This is a genomic window from Pseudomonas sp., assembly GCF_035277045.1.
In the GTDB taxonomy this organism is placed as follows: domain Bacteria; phylum Pseudomonadota; class Gammaproteobacteria; order Pseudomonadales; family Pseudomonadaceae; genus Aquipseudomonas.
The window spans coordinates 140,994-159,774 of record NZ_DATELE010000196.1 but is presented as its reverse complement, the minus strand read 5'-3'; the positions used below and the strand labels follow the sequence as shown (position 1 = coordinate 159,774).

The following is an 18,781-nucleotide window of genomic DNA, read 5'->3' as shown; positions in this document are numbered from 1 at the left end:
AAAGGGGGGACGTGGATCAGCTTATGGTTTTCTTCCGTGTCCGCAAGCCTACAGATGTAGGGGGAGCCGGGTGATCAGCTCCAGTCGGCTCGACACCTGCGCCTTGCGAAACACCCGCGTGAGATGGTCTCGCACGGTGAAATCGCTGATCGCCAGCGCGGCGGCAATCTGTTTGTTGGTCAGGCCGCGTGCGAGCAACCGAACGATTTCGAGCTCTCGAGGGGTCAGTTTCATGGGCAGGACGGCTTGGCCTGTCCGGACATCCGGCAGGTAATGACGTGCTTGCGGCGCGAAAGCCAATGAGCGCGTTGCGGGCCCCAGGGCCGCAGCTGGCGAAATCGCTCGGCTGCCTTGTACCCGTAGCCAGGCTTGCAGCAAAAATCCAGGATCCAGGGCTCACCCGCCTCATCCCACTCGCTGGGATGCAGCCTGAACTCGGGGTCGCTGCGTAGTCGGCCGACGGTGTCCGGTAACAGATAGGCCCAGGTGATGTAGGCAAGGGCAAGGCCGCGATTGTCGAAGAGGAATCTGATCTGGCGGTGCGCGATGGCATTTTCGGTCCAGTACTGCAGCGTCAGTATCGGATACAGGCTGTAGTTTCGGTTGTACAGCATGCAGGCCAGGGCTTGACCGAGTTGCTCGTGCTTGGCGCTCAGTTCGGCATCGTCGCTGGTGCTCTTGATATAGATCGTCATGGTGTCCTGGCCGTGGTCGCGAAGGGGGTGCCGAATACGCTCTGCGCCGCAGAGGCCGTGGCGTTTTCCAGGTCCTTGAGCAGCTTCCTGAGCACGTCAGGGCTGTGTGCATGCGCGGCAAGCAGCGTGTTGATCTGGTCCAGCTGCGCCTGCTTGGCCAGCAAGGGCCGGTGCAGCCTGGCCGAATGGATGTGCTCGGCCGCGACCTGGATCAGGTCGCGCGCCCCGGGGCCGCCGTGTCCGCAGGCCTGCCACAAGGCTCGGCTGTCGGCGAAGGCTGCCGCGGCGCCGCGCCAGCAGGCGAGCAACCGGGGATCGCTCGCAAACGGCTGCTTGTCTGGCTGGCAGCCGTTGACGACCGCGAGCAAGAGCGTATCGAGGCACGGCGGGTGGTTTTCCGGACCTGGCCTGGAAGCAAGACGCAGATAATGGCCGGAGAGCTCCCGAATGTGCCCGCCCAACCGCTGCCAGGGTTCGGGCAATGGGTCGGCGAGCGCATCCACGGGAAGCCCCAGCCACTGGATGTACCCGCGAATGCAACCGGCTTCGAAGGCGCTTTCGAAGCGCTGGATGATCGCGTGCTGGGCAGGCTGGACAAACGCTTGCCCATAGCGGTACTTGCCCAGATGCACACACAGGTTGGTCAGCCCCTCCAGCAGAACGCCAGGCTCGGCCATCAGCTGACGGAGCTTGACGTGGTAGTCGAAGTCGACCCGGTGATCGCCAGGCGAAAGCAGATAAAGGCCATTGAAATCCAGCAGGCGGCCATCTGTTGTCACGTTCGAGGGCGAGGTGGTCACAATCAGCCAGCGTGTCCGGCAGAACGCCATCTGGTGAGCCAAGCGGCAGGCAAGCTCTGCAAAGGCGTCGATACAGGCCTGGGCGCTATCGTCCCGGGCGCCAAGGGCATGGGGCAGCGACTGCACGGCCTGCCTGACCCGATCAGCATCATGGGCGAGGCCGGGCGCATGGTCAGGGTGGGGCCGGAAATACGGGGCCCGCTCGAAATGCGCAGGGCGGACCGATGGATCGCGCACCAGCAATGCACGCCGGGCCCTGCGCTGGTGACGCTCGAAGTCGAGTTCGATGTAGCGGTCGGTCAGCAGGACTGCCTGCGCGCGCACGGCCCCGAAAGGGAGCAGCTGGCCAAGCACACGGCTCCAGATCGCTTCATAAACCGCATGATCCGTCGCCAGTGCGCCGTTACGGTGATGCCTGTCGGTCCCCTCGCCCACCAGCGGGTTTGCGCCGATGCCCTTGACCTGGTACCGGCCATCGAATCCACACCGCGCGCCCCCTCCGTTGTGGCCGATGCGACTGCCCCCGTAACGCTCCGCGTAAAACGTTTTCAGCGAGGGGGCGCCAGGGCTGGCAGGCTCGGGTACAAGATAAGCGCACTCATCGAGCAGGTGTGGGATCACCTCGTCTTCCACACCGCTCCAGATCAAGGTGGCAGGGACACGTTCGGCTTCGAACGGCACCAGGTTACCTGCCAGGTCGCACAGTGAAGGTGTGGAGTTCATGACGCCACCTGTTGCCTGGGAATGCCAGAGAATCGCGGTGCGGCGCTCGCCACGCGTTGGGCCAGATGGTCATCGAGGTGCGCGGATATCGCTCGCAGCGCCTCGCTGCGAGCCATGCCGGGATGGTCGCAGTCGATGTCCAGATTGATGATGTTGCCGCCGATGTGAGGCCGCCATGCCTCGACTTTCAGCCACGCCTCGGCGCGAGGGCGGGCAGCGGTGAAAAACAGCAGGTCGCCGGCGAAGTGCCGATGACTCGACCGCCCAACCAGCTGTCGGCTGTTGATCACGACGTTGATCAGACGGTCGAGCGTATCGTTGTCCAGGCTTGCCAGGGCATTACCACGCTGGCGCAGCAGCGAGATCACCTCCGCACGCTCCAGCGTCTGTCCCTTGGCCAGGGTCATGGAGGCCAGGCCACCCTTGGAAGGAAGCCGGATGCCGGCGATGAACAACAGCGCGGCCAGGGCCATGCTCTCTTCTTCCTTCGCGCTTTGTTCGTCAAACGCGAACCGGCGCCACAGGTCGCTTGGGTAGGCATCCATCATCGCCAGCAAACCTATCTCTTCACCTGCGTCCCGCAGGCAAGCGCCGACCCCTTGGGCGATCATGCCGCCGACAGACCAGCCAATCAGCCAATAAGGCCCCTGCGGCTGGTGGGCCCGGATCTGCGCGGCGTAGTCATGCGCCATCTCCTCCATCGAGGACACCACCTTGCGATCGGGTGTAAGCCCTCGTGCCTGGATCCCTACGATCTCGCAGGGTGTTTTGAGAAAACGCGCCAGCCCGCTGTAACACCAGGCGATGCCTCCTGCCGGATGAATGCAGAAAAGCGTCGGCAGCGGCGAGTCCGGCGACTGGCCTGGACGCAGGAGGAGTGTCGGCGCGAGCATGTCCGCCGAGTCCACTGCATCGCGACTTGCCAGGGCCCGGGCACTGGGGTGGGCAAACAGGTCGGCGATCGAGAGGTGCCAGCCTAGCGCTGCATTGATCCGGGCAGCGGCATCGATGGCGCTCAGGGAATGACCGCCAAGCTCGAAAAAGCTTGCATGAGGGTCCGTGGAATCCAGCCCCAGCACGTCGCCAAAGATCTCGCAAATACGCTGTTCCAGCAGATTGGCCGCCGACCGGTACTTCTCGTCGTGGGTGGCCACGGGCAGCGGCAGCGCCTTGCGGTCGAGCTTGCCGTTGGCGGTAAGCGCGAAGCGGTCGAGTAGCATGATGCGCCTGGGCACCATGTGTTCGGGCAGGTACTGCCGTAAGTGGCTGCTCAGCACGCTTTCCTCGACCGTTACTCCGGCGTGCACGGCGTAGGCAAGCAGTTGCTCGCCTCGAAGCACCGCGCAGGCTGCGCTGACGCGCGGGTGCTCAAGCAGCACCGCAGCGATCTCGTCCAGCTCGATGCGCACGCCATTGAGCTTGACCTGGTCATCGAGGCGGCCCAGGTACTCGATCTGGCCATCGTGCCTCCAGCGGGCGAGGTCGCCGGTCCGGTAGAGCCGGCCCGCTTCATGGGCGATGAACCGTTGCGAGGTAAGCGCGGGTTGGCCAATGTATCCATCCGCCAGGCCGCAGCCGCCAATGAAAAGCTCTCCGGCCACGCCGATCGGACACCTGCGCATGCGCCCATCAAGTATGTGGATCTGCGTGTTCCAGATCGGTTGCCCGATAGGGATGGACCCTGCCGGGTGATCAGGCACCCGGTATGAGGTGACATCGATTGCCGCCTCCGTGGGCCCATAGAGGTTGAACACGTGCGCCGCGATCATGGCCTTGCAGCGTGCGGCAAGCGGGACATTCAACGCCTCTCCGCTGGCAAACACCTGCCTCAGGGGCACAGCCCGCGGACGCCGCTCCAGCGCATCGAGAAACAGCGCCAGCATGGAGGGGACGAAGTGCACGGCGGTGATGCGCCGGCTCTCGATGGTTGATGCCAGGTACGCGGGGTCGGCATGGCCACCTGGCCGGGCCATGACCAGGGTGGCACCGCTGATCAACGGCCAGAACAGCTCCCAGATACAGACGTCGAAGCTTACCGGCGTCTTCTGCAGGACGCGGTCCGCCCCTGTATGGCCATAAGCTGCCTGCATCCAGCAGAGACGATTGGCCAGGGCCCGGTGATTGATCATCACCCCTTTGGGTTCGCCGCTGGTTCCAGAGGTAAAGAGCACATAGGCGATGCTGTCGCCGCTGATCTGCGCCAGCGCGGGCGCGTCGGCAGGCAGTGATCGGGACTGCTCGAGCAGCGATGTTAACGGGAGTACCCGCGAGTGGCCGACCTCCCCGGTATTGGCGAGGTCGGCGATGACCGCAACTGCCTCGGCGCGCTCGAGCATTTTTTCCAGGCGCTTGGCCGGGTAGTCGCGATTGAGCGGGAGAAACACTGCCCCTGCCCTCAGTACCGCGAGCGCTACCAGCAGCAGCTCGACCGAGCGGTCGATGGCGACGCCTATCACCTTGCCCTCGATGCCGGGAATCTGCCGCGCCAGCACGTGCGCCAGGGCTCGAGAGCGCTGCTCGACCTCGGCGAAATCCAGTACCTGCCGCTCGTCCTCCACGCAGGGCTGCCTGGGAGCGACGAGGGCTTGCCGTTCAAACAGCTGCGTGATGCTTTCGCTGCCCAGCGGTCGGCCGGTACGGTTCCACTGCTCGATCCTGCGCAGCTCCGCGGGGGTGGTCACAGGCAGCTCCGGCAAACAAACATGCGCAGAGCGTGCGACCAGGGCGAGCCACCCTGTAATCCGTTCGAGATGAAGCCGCAGATCAGCCTCGGTGTGCACAAGGCAATTGCCGAAAAGACGAATCCTGGACAGTCGCTGCTCGGCGTCGAGCTCCAGATGAACATTCAGGTCACGCGCCGGCCCGGTGCGAAGGTGATGGACCTCATGCTGAACCGGACCGAGCTCCACCAGCGGCTGCGCCGTGACCAGGTTGATCTCGATGCCATGCAGGGGCGCCGCATCGCCGACGCGGTTGAGCTCCCGGGCGATCCACTCGCCGCGGTAGCGCTGGTGTTTGAGCGCCATGCGCCGCGCGTCCCGGGTAGCCGTGCAGCAGCCAAGCAGGGTGGGACGTTCACCCAGGTGCAAGACCAGGGGCATGACGTTGCTGCATGTGAGCGGCGCGCGAATGGTGGCCGGGTCACGCCGTCCACTGACCGGAAGCCCTACGACAATGTCGCTGACGCCATTGAGGCGCGCCAGATAGGTGACGATCGCGCCAAGCAGCACATCGGGCAGAGGAAGGCTCATGTCGCTGGCGCAGGTGTGCAGAAGATTCGCGAGCGCCGGCTCGATTTCCCCGCTCACGCTGTGGCATCGACCGCTGCTCCTGGTACCGGCGGCTTCGATGAAGGTAGGCGCGGGGGCATTACCCAGCCGGTCCAGCCAGAAAACCCGGTCCTGGGCGTAACGCTCGCTCTCGCGGTAGGCCTTTCCACTGTCGTGCACCTCCTTGGCGGTGGTGAACCACGAGGGGCCAACCGTACTGTCCATGATCTCCGCCTGGTAATGCTCGGCAGCGCGCCGGTGCATCAGGTGATAGGCATAGGCGTCGAACGCCAGATGGTGAACCCTTGAGAACCACCACGCATGGCTATCACTGGCAATCAGCAGACAATGCAGCTGGTGGTGAGGCTGCAGCGGGTCATCAGCCTGCTCGAGCGCCTTGCGCATGAGCCGCTGGGCCAGGCGCGCCGGCTGCCGGCGGGCCCGCAAGTCCAGCACCCGCACGCGCGGCGCGGCGCCCTCATGGGTCGCGCTGCGCGACTCGGTGACACTGAAACTGGCGTAATGCAGTGTCTGGCACTCTTCGAGCGCGCTGTCGATGGCGGTTGCCAACCGATCCAGCTCGAGCGCCCCACGCAACTCCAGCGCCTGCGCGGTGGAATAGAGCGTCGAGCTGTTGCGCGCCAATGATGCGTACCAGATCCCCTGCTGAGCGTCATTGAGCAAGGGCTGGTTCTGAATGAAGTCCATTTCGAGTTCCGCGCGTTCCGTGTCCCTGTTGCTTCAGATGCAAGCCTGTCCGTGCTCGCATGCGCTCATGCCACCGTCTCACAGTGGCGACTGGCCTCGTCAATAACCTTGCGCCAACCGTGCAGCGTGGGCTGCAACACCAGTTGCTCAAATTTCACCGACACCCCGGCGCCCCGCCACTGCTGCAGGAATTTCATGATCTGCAAGGAATCGAGCCCATAGTCGAACAGGTTTTCATCCTCATCGATGTGCTCTCCGGTGGGGCAGAGCAACTGCTCGAGCTCGCCCTTGAGCTGGGCATGGCAGATGCCGCCTGCCCTGGGCATGGAGTTACCCTGCGCGAAGCTCATGACAAGGCCTCGGCGAGTTGCTGTCTCAGTGCTCGCTTGTCGATCTTGCCAACCGGCGTCAGCGGCAACTGATGGGTGTATTCGACCCGGTCAGGCAGCTTGTACTCGGCGATCCCCTGTTCACGAAGATAACGCCGCAGCTGCACCAAGGTCAGCGGCACGCTACCGACAAGCACCGCGCAGCTCTTCTCGCCCATCAGCGCGTCGGCGTAGGCCATCAGGGCAGCCTGCCGGACCTGCGGGTGGCTGCAGATCAGGTGCTCGACTTCCTCGGCCGCGATCTTCTCACCGCCCCGGTTGATCTGGTCCTTGGTGCGCCCGACCACGGTAAGACGGCCGTCTGCCTCGCGCCTGACCAGATCGCCGGTGTGATAGAAACCCTCCGAGTCGAATACACGAGCGTTGTGCTCGGGGCTTTGGAAGTATCCCCTGATCGTGTACGGTCCACGGGTCGCCAGCATGCCGACCTGCCCATGCGCCACAGGCTGGTCGAACGCGTCATAGACCCGGACTTCGTCGTCATCGCTCATTGGATAGCCCTGGCTGGCATAGCGCAGCTCGCCGTCGTCCAGCGAGGTATAGGCCACCATGCCTTCGGCCATGCCGAATACCTGCTGAAGCGCGCAACCCAGCTCGGCAGGCACGCGACGCGCCAAGGCTTCGCTCAGACTGGCGCCGCCCACCTGCACCAGCTCCAGCGAGTGCAGCTGGCTCGAGCTCACCTCCGCCGCGTCCAGCCAGAGCGCGAGCGCCGATGGCACCAAGGCCACGTGGGTGACCTGGTGCTGTTCGATCAGGGCCATGCAGTTCAAGGGTTCCGGGCTGGGAGCAAGCACCACCGCCGCGCCGCAATGGAAAAAACCCAGCGCGCCGGGAGAACTGAGCGGGTAATTATGTGCCGCGGGCAATGCGCACAAGAATCGATGGCTGGCGTTCAGGCGGCAGATTTCGGCACTGCGGCGCACGCTGTAGAAGTAATCATCGTGGGTACGCGGAATCAGCTTTGGCGTGCCCGTGCTGCCCCCGGAAAGCTGAAAGAACGCGACTTCCGAGGCAGGGCTCGGCTGCTGTCGCGGGGGCGGCGCGGGCTGATCGATCAAGGCCTCGAGACCGCCACCGCCGGGCAGGTCGCACAGCAGCGCGACCAGGCCTTGGTGACGGCTGGAAAGTGTGTCGATGAATACAGTATCGCGAAACAGCGGATGCCCATGTGAAGCGATCAGAAGTCTGGGCTGGATCTGTTTGGCGAACGCTTCGAGTTCCAGGCGCTGATGACTGTAGAGCGCGTTGACCGGCACCACGCCAATTCGCAGCAAGGCAAAGAAAACAATGTAGAACATTGCCTGATTAGGCAGTTGAATCAACGCGGTATCGCCCGCGCTTATACCGTGTTGCTCCAGATGAGCCGCCAGTCTCTCGCTGGCCGTCTTCAGCTGGGCATAGCTCAGGTGGTTATCGCCATCGATAATTGCCAATGCATCGGGCTGCGCCTGGCTCTGCCGCGAGAGTATCTCGAACAGCGGCACGCCCGCCCAATAGCCTTTGTCTCGATAGTGCTGCGCCACGGCGGCAGGCCAGGGTGTAAATGGAATATTCATTTGCACACCGCCATTGAACTCAGTGGCGCAGACCCTGCACTTGAATCAGCCCGCCGCGACCTGCGGACGAATACTTGAGTAAACCGTTTCATGCACGCACCCCTGTTTGACGCCGGGGTGAGAAGTGAAATTCGAAAGATGCAACTGCGCCCGCTCCGACAATCCTTGTCGAGCGCCTGGGTATTTGAAAGTCCATTTATTCAGGCAATCCGGTTTTCGTTTTTTCGCAAGTATTGGTAGTCGAAAACCAATTGTCAACCCGACCAATTAATTGTCACTAGTTCAGTCTTCATGACAATGCTTGAAATGATCATGGACGTACGGGTAGTATCCGCCCCGCTATTAGCCCGGCCAGCAGAAAGTGGAACGGCCAACGGGACCAGGGAAGATTTGTTTAATCCACGGAGTGGAATTTGATTTGGCATCTCGCTGTATCCGGTCGTGGGCTACATGACCGGCGGGCTGTTCGTGGAGCAGCTCTCCATGGCCGATAACAGCTCTTTGTTTCGCCCTGCGGCGCTCGCCCGGCAGGGCCACGACGGCCTGGGAATGATCATTCTGGTCAGGCCCTTGTCCTTCGCCGTATTCACCGCTCTGGCGCTCGCCATGGCGACCATCGTCATCGCCTTTCTTTGTCTCGGTTCCTACACGCAGCGCAGCACCGTTGCCGGTCAACTGGTGCCCGCGACGGGGCAAGTGAAGGTCTATGCGCCGCAAGCCGGGGTAGTCCTGGAGCGCTATGTCCAGGAGGGCGAGCCGGTGCAGCGTGGCCAGCCCCTGCTGGCCCTGAGCAGCGAACGCTATGTCACTGACCTGGGGGCCGTCCAGGCGGGCATCACCCGCCAGCTCGACCAGCGTCTGGCTGGCCTGAGTGCCCAGAGCGCCAGTCTTCAGCGGCTGCAGGCAAGCGAACGGGAGGTGCTGGCGTCCAAGCTGGCCAGCCAGCGTCGGCAAATCGCCGTCCTGGACGAGCAGCAAGGCCAACAGCAACAGCGCGTAGCCTTGGCGCTTGATGCTGTGAGGCGTTATCGCGAACTGGTGGACAAGGGGTACATCTCCACCGACCAACTCCAGCAACGTGAAGCTGATTTGCTGGCGCAGCGCCAAGCCCTGCACGGTTTGACCCGGGATCGCCTGGGGCTCGCGCAACAGCTAGGCGAAAGCAGCAGAGAGCTCGACGCCCTGGCGGATCGGCAGGCCAACGCCCTCAACGATCTCGACCAGCAAGTCGCCGCCCTCAGGCAGGAACGGGTCGAAAGTGAATCCAGGCGCGACATCGTGATCAAGGCGCCGGAAAGCGGCATCGCCACCGCGGTGTTTGCCGAGGTGGGCATGTCCGTCGACAGCACCCGCAACCTCATGAGCATCGTGCCCGCCGGCGCCGCGCTCGAGGCAGAACTGTACGCCCCCAGCCGTACCATCGGTTTCATCGAGCCTGGCGATCAGGTGCTGATGCGCTTCGAGGCCTTCCCCTATCAGAAATTCGGCCAGCAGCGAGGAACGGTGCTGTCGATATCGCGCGCCAGCGTGGCCTTCAACGATCTTGCGACCATGGTCGGCAGCGTGCCTGGCAGCGGCCAGGATGGCGAACAGCACTATCGCATCCGGGTGCGCCTGGCGCAGCAGATGATGTTCGCTTATGGGCAGCAGCATGGCTTGCAGAGCGGCATGCTGCTTGAAGCCGACGTGCTTCGGGACACGCGGCGGCTGTATGAATGGGTGCTGGACCCGCTGCTGAGCCTGACCGGCAAACTCAAGGGGGCATCATGAAGCTGACTGATCGCCTGGCGCTTCGGCTAGGGCGCCAATTGCCGGTGGTGCTGCAGACCGAGACCAGCGAATGCGCAATTGCCTGCCTGGCGATGGTGGCCGGGTATCATGGCCATCACGTCGACCTACGCCACTTGCGGCTCGATCTGGGCGTGTCCCCCAAGGGCGCTTCGCTTCGCCAACTGATGGATCATGGCCAACGGCTGAAGCTCAATGCCCGGGCCATGCGCCTGGAGCTGGAGGAGCTCTCGCACCTGCGCACGCCGTGCGTGCTGCATTGGGACTTCAACCACTTCGTGGTCCTCAAGTCGGTGGAGGCCGATGCCCTGGTCTTGCACGACCCTGCCTGGGGACTACGCCGCGTGGACATGGCCGAGGCCTCCAGGCGCTTCACCGGCGTGGCGGTCGAGTTCTGGCCCGATCAAGGCTTCGAAACCAGAAAGGCGCCCCCCAAGGTGGCCATCTCGGCAATGGTCGGGCAGATCAGCGGACTGTACCGGTCCCTGCTGCAGATCCTCTCCTTGGCCCTTGTGCTGGAAGTCTTCGCGCTGGTCAGTCCGCTGTTTCTGCAATGGACAATCGACCAGGTGATCGTCAGCGAAGACCGGCAACTGCTGACGACACTGGCACTGGGATTCGGTGCGTTGCTGCTGATGCAGCAGGCTACCAGCGCGGTTCGCGCCTGGGTGCTGCTTCACATGGGCACACAGGTCGCGGTGCAGTGGAAAGCCAACATCTTTACTCATCTGCTCAAGCTGCCAAGCGACTATTTTGCCCGTCGCAACCTGGGTGATGTGGCCTCCCGCTTCGGCTCGCTGGACGCGATACAGCAGACACTGACCAGTGCTTTCATCGCCGCGGTGCTGGACGGATTGATGTCCGTGGCGACCCTGGGCCTGATGCTGCTGTACAGCCCCATGCTGGCTGCCGTGGCGATCGGCGCGATGGTGCTCTACGCGATTGGCCGCTGGATCTGGTATCGCCCGTTGAAAGACGCCAGCGAGCAGCAGATCGTGCATGCCGCCCGGCAACAGAGCCATATGCTGGAGACCATTCGCGGCATCGGCCCGCTCAAACTGTTCCAGCGCGAACCGGAGCGCCGGTCCGCGTGGCTGGCCCTGCTGGTCGAGCAGATCAACGCGGGTATTCGCACCCAGAAGCTGCAGCTGGTCTATCAGCAAATCAATGGACTGCTGTTCGGGATCGAACACGTCCTGGTGATCTGGCTGGGCGCCTCGCTGGTCATGGACAGCCAGTTCACCGTTGGCGCACTGATGGCCTTCACCGCCTACAAGATGCAGTTCGACAACCGTGTCGGCAGCCTGGTGGACCGCTACTTCGAGATCAGGATGCTGCACTTGCATGCAGAGCGCCTGGCTGACATCGCCCTGCATCCCGTGGAGGCCGAGCCAGCGCAGCCTCGCCAGGTCCAGCCTGAACGCAAAGACCTGCACGTTTGCCTGGAGCAGGTTCGTTTCCGCTACTCACCGCAAGAGCCCTGGATCCTCGACGGGATCGACCTGCGCATCGAGGCGGGGCAATCGGTGGTGTTCATCGGCCCTTCCGGCTGCGGCAAGAGCACGCTCTTCAATCTTCTGTTGAGCCTGCTCAAGCTCGAGGAAGGACGGATACTCCTGGGCGGTATCGACACCCTGCAGATGGGGCCAGGCGCCGTTCGCGGCCTGATTGGCACGGTCTCGCAAGACGACATGCTGTTCGCCGGCTCCATCGCGGACAACATCTGCATGTTCGACCCGCAACCGGACATGGACTGGTTGATGGAGTGCGCCAGGATCGCCGCCGTGCACGACGATATCGCAGCCATGCCGATGGGCTATCACGCACTGATCGGTGAGCTGGGCTCGGCGTTGTCCGGGGGACAGAAGCAGCGCGTGCTGCTTGCGCGCGCGCTCTACAAGAAGCCGGCGATACTGCTGCTCGACGAGGCGACCAGCCATCTCGACACTCGCAACGAACATCGCGTCAATCTGGCCATTCGCGCACTCAACATCACTCGCCTGATGATTGCCCATCGCCCCGAAACCATCGCGACGGCCGACCGGGTGATCATGCTGCGCGCGGGCCGCATCGCCATCGACGAGTCAGCCCAAAACTATGTTCAGCGGCGTCAGGCCAAGCATCTTCAAGAGTCCGTATGAGGCGGTTCGGGATACCGGTACTCTGCCTGCTTTTGCCCGGATGCGGGATCATCGCCTCGGCACACGGCGCCGATGTACTGCGCACACTCGACGGCATCGATCGAAACGCCGCCTGCAGCCCCATCGACCTTGGGCATCCGCTGACGCTGTCCATGGTGGTGGATGCCATTGTCTGCCGTGATCCCCAAGGCCGCGTGGCCTGGGCCGATATCAAATCTGAAGCCGCCGCCACCGGCATTGCCCGCGCAGCCTACCTGCCTCGACTCAGCGCCAGCGTGGACAGCAGCACCGGCCGCAGCCGGATTGACCGGCAGCTTCCGTACATGTCTGGCGAAGGTACGCGCAAGCGACAGAACGCAGGCCTCACCCTGACCTGGCTGCTGGTCGACTTCGGCCGGCGCGAAGCCGCCCTGCGCAACGCCGATCAGTTGCTGGTCGCGGCGCAGGCCAGCCGCGATTCGGTTGTCCAGGCCCGTAGCGTCGAGGCCGCGCAGCTGTACTTCCAGGCGCAGGCCGCGCAGCACAGCGCCGAGGCCTCGCAACGCGTGGTTGAGGCCGCCTCGCGCAACCTTGAGGCGGCCGACGCCAAGTACCGTGGAGGGGCAGCGGCGCTGGCAGACCGCTTGCAAGCCGAGACCGCGCTTACCCAGGCCAGGCTCCAGTCCACCCAGGACGCCGGCAGCTTGAGCAGCCTGCTGGGAACCCTGGCCTTGCGCATGGGCTACGGGCCTCAGGCCAGGCTGCAGCTGGCGAGCCTCGATCCGGTCCGAATGTCACTGGAGGCAAGATTCGCGGACCGTATCGATGAACTCCTGCAGATAGCCCAACGCGATCATCCACAGGTCATCGCAGCCCAGGCACGCCTGCAAGCCGCCCGGGCTGGGCTCGCCCAAAGCAAGGCCGACGGCCGGCCGAGCCTGTCGCTGACCGCAGGCCTGAACCGGAGCCATACGCGCCAGGCAGCGGCCTACAATGGCAATACGGCGGAGCGCGACAACAGCATCGGCCTGCAGCTGGAAATACCGATTTTCGACGGTTTCGACAGAACCTACCGGATCCGCTCGGCGCAAAGCCGCGTGGAAGCCGCGAATGCGCAACTGGCCGACACTCAACAGCAGGTGACCCTGGATGCCTGGGAGCAATACCAGGCGCTATCAGTCCAGACCCGCTCGACCGTGTTGACGCGTCAGTTGCTCGAACAATCCCGGCAGACCCTCGATGTTGTCCAAGGCCGCTATCAGGCCGGAGTCGGCAGCATGGTCGAAGTTCTCAACGCGCTTTCTGCCTACGCCTCCGCTCAGACCCAGTACAACCAGTCCTGGAGTGGCTGGCAGATCGCCCGAATCCGGCTTGCGGCCGCACTCGGGAGGCTCCAGCATGTCCCTGAGGCAGAGGAGCCGTGACACCAACCACGGGGCTCAGGGCACCTGCGCCCGATGCCAGCGCTCGAAGTCACTCACCGCCATCGGCCGTGCCAGGTAGAAGCCCTGCGCCTCCGCACACCCCCACGCCTTCACCTGCTCCAGCACCTCCACCGTCTCGATCCCCTCCGCCGCCACCCGATACCCAAGCTCCCCCGCCAGATCGATCAGCGTCCTCACCAGCAACGCATCCTTCTCACTGGCAAAGATCTTCTGGATCAGCGTCTTGTCCAGCTTCACCACCGCCGCCGGAATCCGGCTCAGGTACGCCCAGTTGCTGTACCCCGTGCCGAAGTCATCGATCGCCACGCTGATGCCCACGCGCCGGGCACGCTGCAGTTGCTGGTCGACCACCTCGGGGTGCTCGATCAGCACGCTTTCGGTGAACTCCAGCTCGATGCGGGTGGGGTCGACGCCGTGGGTGGCCAGCTCTTCAAGCAATCTGTCGATGAAGGCGCAGCTTTCCAGGTCGCGGGCGGTCACGTTCATGCTGACCACCAAATCACGCACGGGACACTGCTTGAGATAACGAACCACCGAGGCCATGACCCACAGGCTGATGTCGGTGATGAGCGCGGTTTTCTCCGCCAGGGGTATGAATTCGGCCGGGGAAATGTCGCCAAGCTCCGGGTGCCGCCAGCGCAGCAGCGCTTCGGCGGAGCGGCATTCGCCCGACGCGAGGTCGATCCGGGGCTGGAACGCCAGGCGGAACTGGTCGGGGCTTGCCAGGGCCTGGGACAGTGAACTGAGCAGGAGAAACGCGCGGCGCTGTGTGGCGTCGACTTCGGGGTCGTAGTAGGACCAGCGGCGGGCGCTGTGGCGGGCGTCTTCCGCGGCGTTGACCACCCAGCGCAACCATTCCAGGTCATGGCTGCCGTTGCTTGAAACGGGCAGCACGCCGATGCCGGCATCCAGCGAGACGGGAATGCCGTGGCATTCGACGGGTGGCAGCAGAGCCTGCACGAGCTCGCCGCAGACGCGCCTGATGTCGACCGTGCCGGGGAGGATGATGCCGAAGCGTGTCGGGCTGATCTTGTAGAGCTGGATGCCGCTGCCGAGCTCGCCGACGATCAGGCTTTTCACCCGCAGGGTGAGGTCGTGGGCGTAGTTGTAGCCCAGGGCCTTGACGATGTCGTTGAGGGTCTTGACCGGCATGATGTCGACTGCCAGCAGGACGAAGTCGCCCTTTTGCGCGAGGTGGTTGGCCACATCGTATTCCAGGCGCACGCGGTTCCACAGGCCGGTGGGCTGGTCGAGGAAATTCCGCAGGCGGATGCCGGTGAGCATTTTCATGGCCAGGGCGGCGAAGCCGACGAGCGCGGCGAGGTCCTGCTGGCTCATGGCCGGACGCGGGACGGTGTCGATGAGACAGAGGCTGCCGATGGCGAAGCCGTCTTCGGTGATCAGCGGGGCGCCACAGTAATAGCGGATGCCGGGGGTGCCGGTCACCAGCGGGTTGGCGGTGAACCGCGAATCAAGGGTGGCGTCGGTGATTTCAAGCGGCGCGTCGCCGAGGATGGTATGGGCGCAGAACGACACGTCCCGCGAGGTGCTGTCGCTGTCGACGCCGACCTTGGCCTTGAACCACTGCTGGCGGGCGCTGACGATCGAGATCAGGCAAATGGGCATCGAAAAGCGCTGGGACACCATGGAGACGAGGGCGTCGAGCTCGGCGTCGCTTTCCTGTGCCATGACGCACATCTCGGTCACGCGGGCCAGCCGGTCTTTTTCATTGAAGGGAATCGGAGCGCTGCTGGCCATGCGGAACCTGGAATTCATCGAGTCTTGGTTGGGAAGAATCTCAGAAAGCGCGCGGGAGAGCCATTATTTAGCCATCAAACTTTTATATGAAACTTACTGGGGGGTGGATGGTCAGGCAGCACCATTGGTCGGGTTTGATGCGATTGCGCGCGCCTTTTTCTGTGCTGGCGTAGGACGATCGGGGATCAGCCGACGAACGGCAAAGGAGGTGGTGATTTACTCAATCTATCAATCTGGGACTCGGGCGTGCTTTTAGTGATCAAAATTGTTGCCCGAGGGTGAAAGGGATACGCAGGGGCGCTACATCGTCTTCGCGATGACCGCACATTTCGTCGTGTGCTACCTGTTGAACGAGTACGCACGGTAGGGCTGGGAAGGCGTGGAGATGGTCGCGGAGTTCGGTGGTGGATCGGAGCTTGAGGGGGTGTCCTTGCTCGGTCACTACACTACAGGTTTCGTGGGTCAGCTGCGCGCGGAGCAGGTAGAAGCCGCCTTCCATTGATAGCAGCTCCAGTTCGCGGACTGTGCCCTGCGTGGCATGCTGGATCAGGGTTTTCAGTGTGATCGCTGTGGTCATGGATTGCTCCTGGGGCGTTGGTTCCCGGTGCGGAGATTTGCAGTGTCAGGGCTGGCCTGTTCGCTGGCAAGCCGTAGCGCCGGTGTGTGTGCGTGTCATCAAAACTCAACTTTCCAGCCGGACCGGCATCGAATCTGAAACCCCCTCCTCCGACGGAGGTGGTCCTGGTCCGATAACCCGAGGAGGAATCCAAGGTGAAGCGTCCGCTGCTGCTGCTTTCCTGCCTGACCCTGGCGTTGGCTGGGTGTGTGAATTCTGGCGATGACCCTGAGTCCGCTCCGACGACGATGCAGGTGGACCTGCAGCGCTACCAGGGCACCTGGTACGAGTTGGCGCGGTTGCCGATGTTCTTCCAGCGCAATTGCGTGCAGTCCGAGGCGCGGTATGGCGTGCGTGAGGATGGCCGGGTGGATGTCGACAACCGTTGCCGTGATGAGGATGGGGAGTGGACTGAGGCCAAGGGGATCGCAGAGCCGCAAGTGCCGGGCAGAACTGACAAGCTGTGGGTGCAGTTTGATAACTGGTTCAGCCGGCTGCTGCCTTCGGTGACCAAGGGTGAGTATTGGGTGTTGTTCCATGATGACGATTATCGGGTGGCGCTGGTGGGGCATCCGAATCGTGAGTATTTGTGGCTGCTGTCGCGCACGCCGATCGTGAATGATCAGACTCGGCATGAGTTGTTGGCGCAGGCGCGCAAGCAAGGGTATGACACCAGCAAGTTGATCTGGCGGGAGGCGGATTAGGGTTCCCTGCCGGGATCGGATAACACGACAGTCCTGCGTCCCCGCTCCCACAGTTTTCTCAGGCCCATGGATGCTTTGTCCGGCATCCAGGGGCCTTCTCAGGCCCATGGATGCTTTATCCGGCCTATGGAGGCTTTCCAAGGCCTCTGACTACTTTGTCACACCTCCGGATGCTGTTTCAGATCACCTAGTGGTTTGTCAGACCCCTGAGTTCTTTGTAAAAAAACACCACGCCTTCGTCACCCCATCGACCGCGCCCCCACCGCCTCCCTGCCCTGATGCCGGCGCGATGAAACAATGCCGAGGAACGAGATCACCAGCGCCAACCCAATGGTCGAGGTCACTTCGGCGCGGTGCTCTTCAGTAAACATCATCACCCCGAGCGCGCAGCTGATGAACACGATTACCGCCCAGGTCAGCCAGGGGAACAGCCACATCCTGAAGGGGATCTCGATGTTCTGGCGCTGCATGCGGTTACGCAGGCGCAACTGCGAGATGGCGATCACCAGGTACACCAGCAAGGCGATGGCGCCCGAACTCGCCAGCAAGAACTCGAACACGCCCTTGGGCGCGAAGAAGTTGAGGATGGCGATGGCGGCGCCGATCAGGGTGCTGCCGAACACCGCGGCGCGGGGCACGCCGACGCGGGAGGTCTTGTTCAACATCGCCGGGGCTTCGCCGCGCTTGGCCAGCGAGTACATCATCCGCGAGGCGATGTAGATCGAGGAGTTCATGCAGCTGGCAACGGCGACCAGCACCACGAAGTCGACAAGGAACGCGGCGTAGGGAATGTTCATCAGTTCCAGCGCACGCTGGTACGAACCCACCACGGCCAGTTGCGGGTCATTCCACGGGACGATGGAGATGATCACGAAGATCGACAGCAGGTAGAAGGTGCTGATCCGCCAGATCACCGAGCGCGTGGCCTTGGCGATGTTGCGTGCCGGGTTGTTGGACTCGGCGGCGGCGATGGTCACGGCTTCGGTGCCGATGAAGCTGAACATCACGGTGATGAAGGCGCCGACCACGGCCGACGCGCCGTTGGGGGCAAAGCCGCCGTAGTCTTGCATCAGCGTGCTCAGGCCGCTGACTTCGCGGTCGGGCAGCCAGCCCATCAGGGCGCTGAAGCCCAGCCCGATGAAGCCGATGATCGCCGCGACCTTGAGAATGGCGAACCAGAACTCGAACTCGCCGTACTTGGCCACGCTGAACAGGTTGGTGCCCGCCAGCAGCACGACCGAAAGCAGGGCGAAGAACCAGCTGCCGACCTCCGGGAACCAGTTGTTCAGCACATGCCCGGCGGCCAGCGCCTCGATGGGGATCACCAGCACCCAGAACCACCAGTACAGCCAGCCGATGGTAAACCCGGCCCAGCGGCCGATGGCCTGTTCGGCATAGGTGGAAAACGAGCCGGTGTCGGGGTTGGCAACGGCCATTTCGCCGAGCATGCGCATGACCAGGACGACCAGGGTCCCGGCGACGAGGTAGGCGATTATGGTGGCTGGCCCCGCCGCCGCGATGGCGTGCCCGGAGCCTACGAACAGTCCCGCGCCGATGATGCCGGCAATCGACAGCATCGTCACATGACGTGGTTTGAAACCTTGCGCAAGGTTACTACCATCAGATCCCACGGTGTTCATTGATCTTGTTCTCTTTTTGCTGACACAGGAAAGGACGGGCAGGCGTAGGCGAAAGGGCCTCCTTGGAAAGAACGGATGATAGACACGGCCGCTCACGCTCTGTTGTTGACCTGATCACGTTTCAGAGCGGCGCGTGGATGAAATGCGGGGTCCACTTTAAGCCGTGCGCCCCGTACGGAAATTACTTGAAAACGCCACGGGGCTGTTTGATCACGACAAGGGTTGTCTGAGGGCGTCATGCGTGAAGAAAGACTTGTGTCGCCGTTGAGATCGAGCGCCGCCCGCGCGGCGCATCGCGGGACAAGCCCGCTCCCACAAGGGATCGCTTCGCGATCCCGGATACAAAACCTGCGCAGCGGTTTTGGAGGACTGCTACGCGGAGCAGGGACCTCACACCCCCGGCCCGGCAGCGCCGGGCCCTGTGGGCGTGCCTTGTGCCGCGAAACAAGGGCGAAGCCCTTGCCGGGGCGAAAGTTCAACGGATCATGCGATGGCGGCAGGGTACGAAGACTGCTGCCTCCCCATATGTTGCGGCGCTCGACTTCATGAACAACCAAAAAAAAGCCC

Annotated in this window: 13 protein-coding genes; 4 read left to right on the top strand and 9 right to left on the bottom strand. The window is 63.2% G+C overall.

The window, feature by feature from the left end; translation table 11 throughout:
- Positions 1 to 48: 48 nt before the first annotated feature.
- The 6 genes from VJS90_RS10840 to VJS90_RS10815 form a co-directional block, all read right to left on the bottom strand.
- The gene (locus VJS90_RS10840; protein WP_324121651.1) at positions 49 to 234 is read right to left on the bottom strand and encodes a response regulator transcription factor; all 186 of its coding nucleotides are present in this window, start codon (positions 232 to 234) and stop codon (positions 49 to 51) included.
- A complete protein-coding gene (locus VJS90_RS10835) occupies positions 231 to 695 on the bottom strand; it encodes a hypothetical protein (RefSeq protein WP_324121650.1) in 465 nt (154 codons plus the stop codon). The genes VJS90_RS10840 and VJS90_RS10835 overlap by 4 nt, the downstream gene beginning before the upstream one ends.
- Complete coding sequence (locus VJS90_RS10830) at positions 692 to 2,218, bottom strand: hypothetical protein (RefSeq protein ID WP_324121649.1); 1,527 nt, start codon at positions 2,216 to 2,218, stop codon at positions 692 to 694. The genes VJS90_RS10835 and VJS90_RS10830 overlap by 4 nt, the downstream gene beginning before the upstream one ends.
- Entirely contained in the window at positions 2,215 to 6,195 is a 3,981-nt protein-coding gene (locus VJS90_RS10825) for an amino acid adenylation domain-containing protein (RefSeq protein ID WP_324121648.1), read from the bottom strand. Before VJS90_RS10825 ends, VJS90_RS10830 begins: the two co-directional genes overlap by 4 nt.
- A gap of 65 nt (positions 6,196 to 6,260) precedes the next feature.
- Positions 6,261 to 6,545, bottom strand: a complete 285-nt coding sequence (locus VJS90_RS10820) for a phosphopantetheine-binding protein (protein ID WP_324121647.1) — start codon at positions 6,543 to 6,545, stop codon at positions 6,261 to 6,263.
- On the bottom strand, positions 6,542 to 8,143 hold the full coding sequence (locus VJS90_RS10815; protein WP_324121646.1) for a (2,3-dihydroxybenzoyl)adenylate synthase: 1,602 nt from the start codon (positions 8,141 to 8,143) through the stop codon (positions 6,542 to 6,544). Before VJS90_RS10815 ends, VJS90_RS10820 begins: the two co-directional genes overlap by 4 nt.
- Positions 8,144 to 8,644: 501 nt before the next feature.
- Here VJS90_RS10815 and VJS90_RS10810 point away from each other — a divergent pair.
- Genes VJS90_RS10810 through VJS90_RS10800 form a run of 3 tightly spaced genes read left to right on the top strand, consistent with a single transcriptional unit; the run spans position 8,645 to position 13,475 of the window.
- Positions 8,645 to 9,913, top strand: coding sequence for an HlyD family secretion protein (locus tag VJS90_RS10810; RefSeq protein ID WP_414704931.1), 1,269 nt, complete (start codon positions 8,645 to 8,647; stop codon positions 9,911 to 9,913).
- Positions 9,910 to 12,072: a peptidase domain-containing ABC transporter gene (locus VJS90_RS10805; RefSeq protein WP_324121645.1), complete on the top strand. Its 2,163-nt coding sequence runs from the start codon at positions 9,910 to 9,912 to the stop codon at positions 12,070 to 12,072. The genes VJS90_RS10810 and VJS90_RS10805 overlap by 4 nt, the downstream gene beginning before the upstream one ends.
- The gene (locus tag VJS90_RS10800; RefSeq protein ID WP_324121644.1) at positions 12,069 to 13,475 is read left to right on the top strand and encodes a TolC family protein; all 1,407 of its coding nucleotides are present in this window, start codon (positions 12,069 to 12,071) and stop codon (positions 13,473 to 13,475) included. Before VJS90_RS10805 ends, VJS90_RS10800 begins: the two co-directional genes overlap by 4 nt.
- Before the next feature lie 15 nt (positions 13,476 to 13,490).
- On the opposite strand, the gene VJS90_RS10795 is transcribed toward VJS90_RS10800, so the two are convergent.
- Together VJS90_RS10795 and VJS90_RS10790 are read right to left on the bottom strand one after the other, a co-directional pair.
- Positions 13,491 to 15,254 carry a sensor domain-containing diguanylate cyclase gene (locus tag VJS90_RS10795; protein ID WP_324121643.1) on the bottom strand — a complete coding sequence of 588 codons (1,764 nt, stop codon included), beginning with the start codon at positions 15,252 to 15,254 and terminating at the stop codon, positions 13,491 to 13,493.
- 259 nt (positions 15,255 to 15,513) lie between these two features.
- Positions 15,514 to 15,819 (bottom strand): DUF6482 family protein, encoded by a 306-nt coding sequence (locus VJS90_RS10790; RefSeq protein ID WP_414704930.1) that lies wholly within the window; start codon positions 15,817 to 15,819, stop codon positions 15,514 to 15,516.
- A gap of 206 nt (positions 15,820 to 16,025) precedes the next feature.
- On the opposite strand from VJS90_RS10790, the gene VJS90_RS10785 reads away from it, so the two are divergent.
- Positions 16,026 to 16,574 (top strand): lipocalin family protein, encoded by a 549-nt coding sequence (locus VJS90_RS10785; RefSeq protein ID WP_324121641.1) that lies wholly within the window; start codon positions 16,026 to 16,028, stop codon positions 16,572 to 16,574.
- A 239-nt stretch (positions 16,575 to 16,813) separates the two neighbouring features.
- Here the strand turns inward: VJS90_RS10785 and VJS90_RS10780 are convergent, their stop codons facing one another.
- On the bottom strand, positions 16,814 to 18,214 hold the full coding sequence (locus VJS90_RS10780) for an amino acid permease (protein WP_324121640.1): 1,401 nt from the start codon (positions 18,212 to 18,214) through the stop codon (positions 16,814 to 16,816).
- Positions 18,215 to 18,781 lie beyond the last annotated feature (567 nt).

Coding starts and splice junctions, on each gene's coding strand:
- VJS90_RS10815 (WP_324121646.1), bottom strand. CDS start 8,143: ATGAATATTCCATTTACACCCTGGCCTGCCGCCGTGGCGCAGCACTAT.
- VJS90_RS10805 (WP_324121645.1), top strand. CDS start 9,910: ATGAAGCTGACTGATCGCCTGGCGCTTCGGCTAGGGCGCCAATTGCCG.
- VJS90_RS10820 (WP_324121647.1), bottom strand. CDS start 6,545: ATGAGCTTCGCGCAGGGTAACTCCATGCCCAGGGCAGGCGGCATCTGC.
- VJS90_RS10800 (WP_324121644.1), top strand. CDS start 12,069: ATGAGGCGGTTCGGGATACCGGTACTCTGCCTGCTTTTGCCCGGATGC.
- VJS90_RS10840 (WP_324121651.1), bottom strand. CDS start 234: ATGAAACTGACCCCTCGAGAGCTCGAAATCGTTCGGTTGCTCGCACGC.
- VJS90_RS10825 (WP_324121648.1), bottom strand. CDS start 6,195: ATGGACTTCATTCAGAACCAGCCCTTGCTCAATGACGCTCAGCAGGGG.
- VJS90_RS10835 (WP_324121650.1), bottom strand. CDS start 695: ATGACGATCTATATCAAGAGCACCAGCGACGATGCCGAACTGAGCGCC.
- VJS90_RS10780 (WP_324121640.1), bottom strand. CDS start 18,214: ATGAACACCGTGGGATCTGATGGTAGTAACCTTGCGCAAGGTTTCAAA.
- VJS90_RS10830 (WP_324121649.1), bottom strand. CDS start 2,218: ATGAACTCCACACCTTCACTGTGCGACCTGGCAGGTAACCTGGTGCCG.
- VJS90_RS10795 (WP_324121643.1), bottom strand. CDS start 15,254: ATGGCCAGCAGCGCTCCGATTCCCTTCAATGAAAAAGACCGGCTGGCC.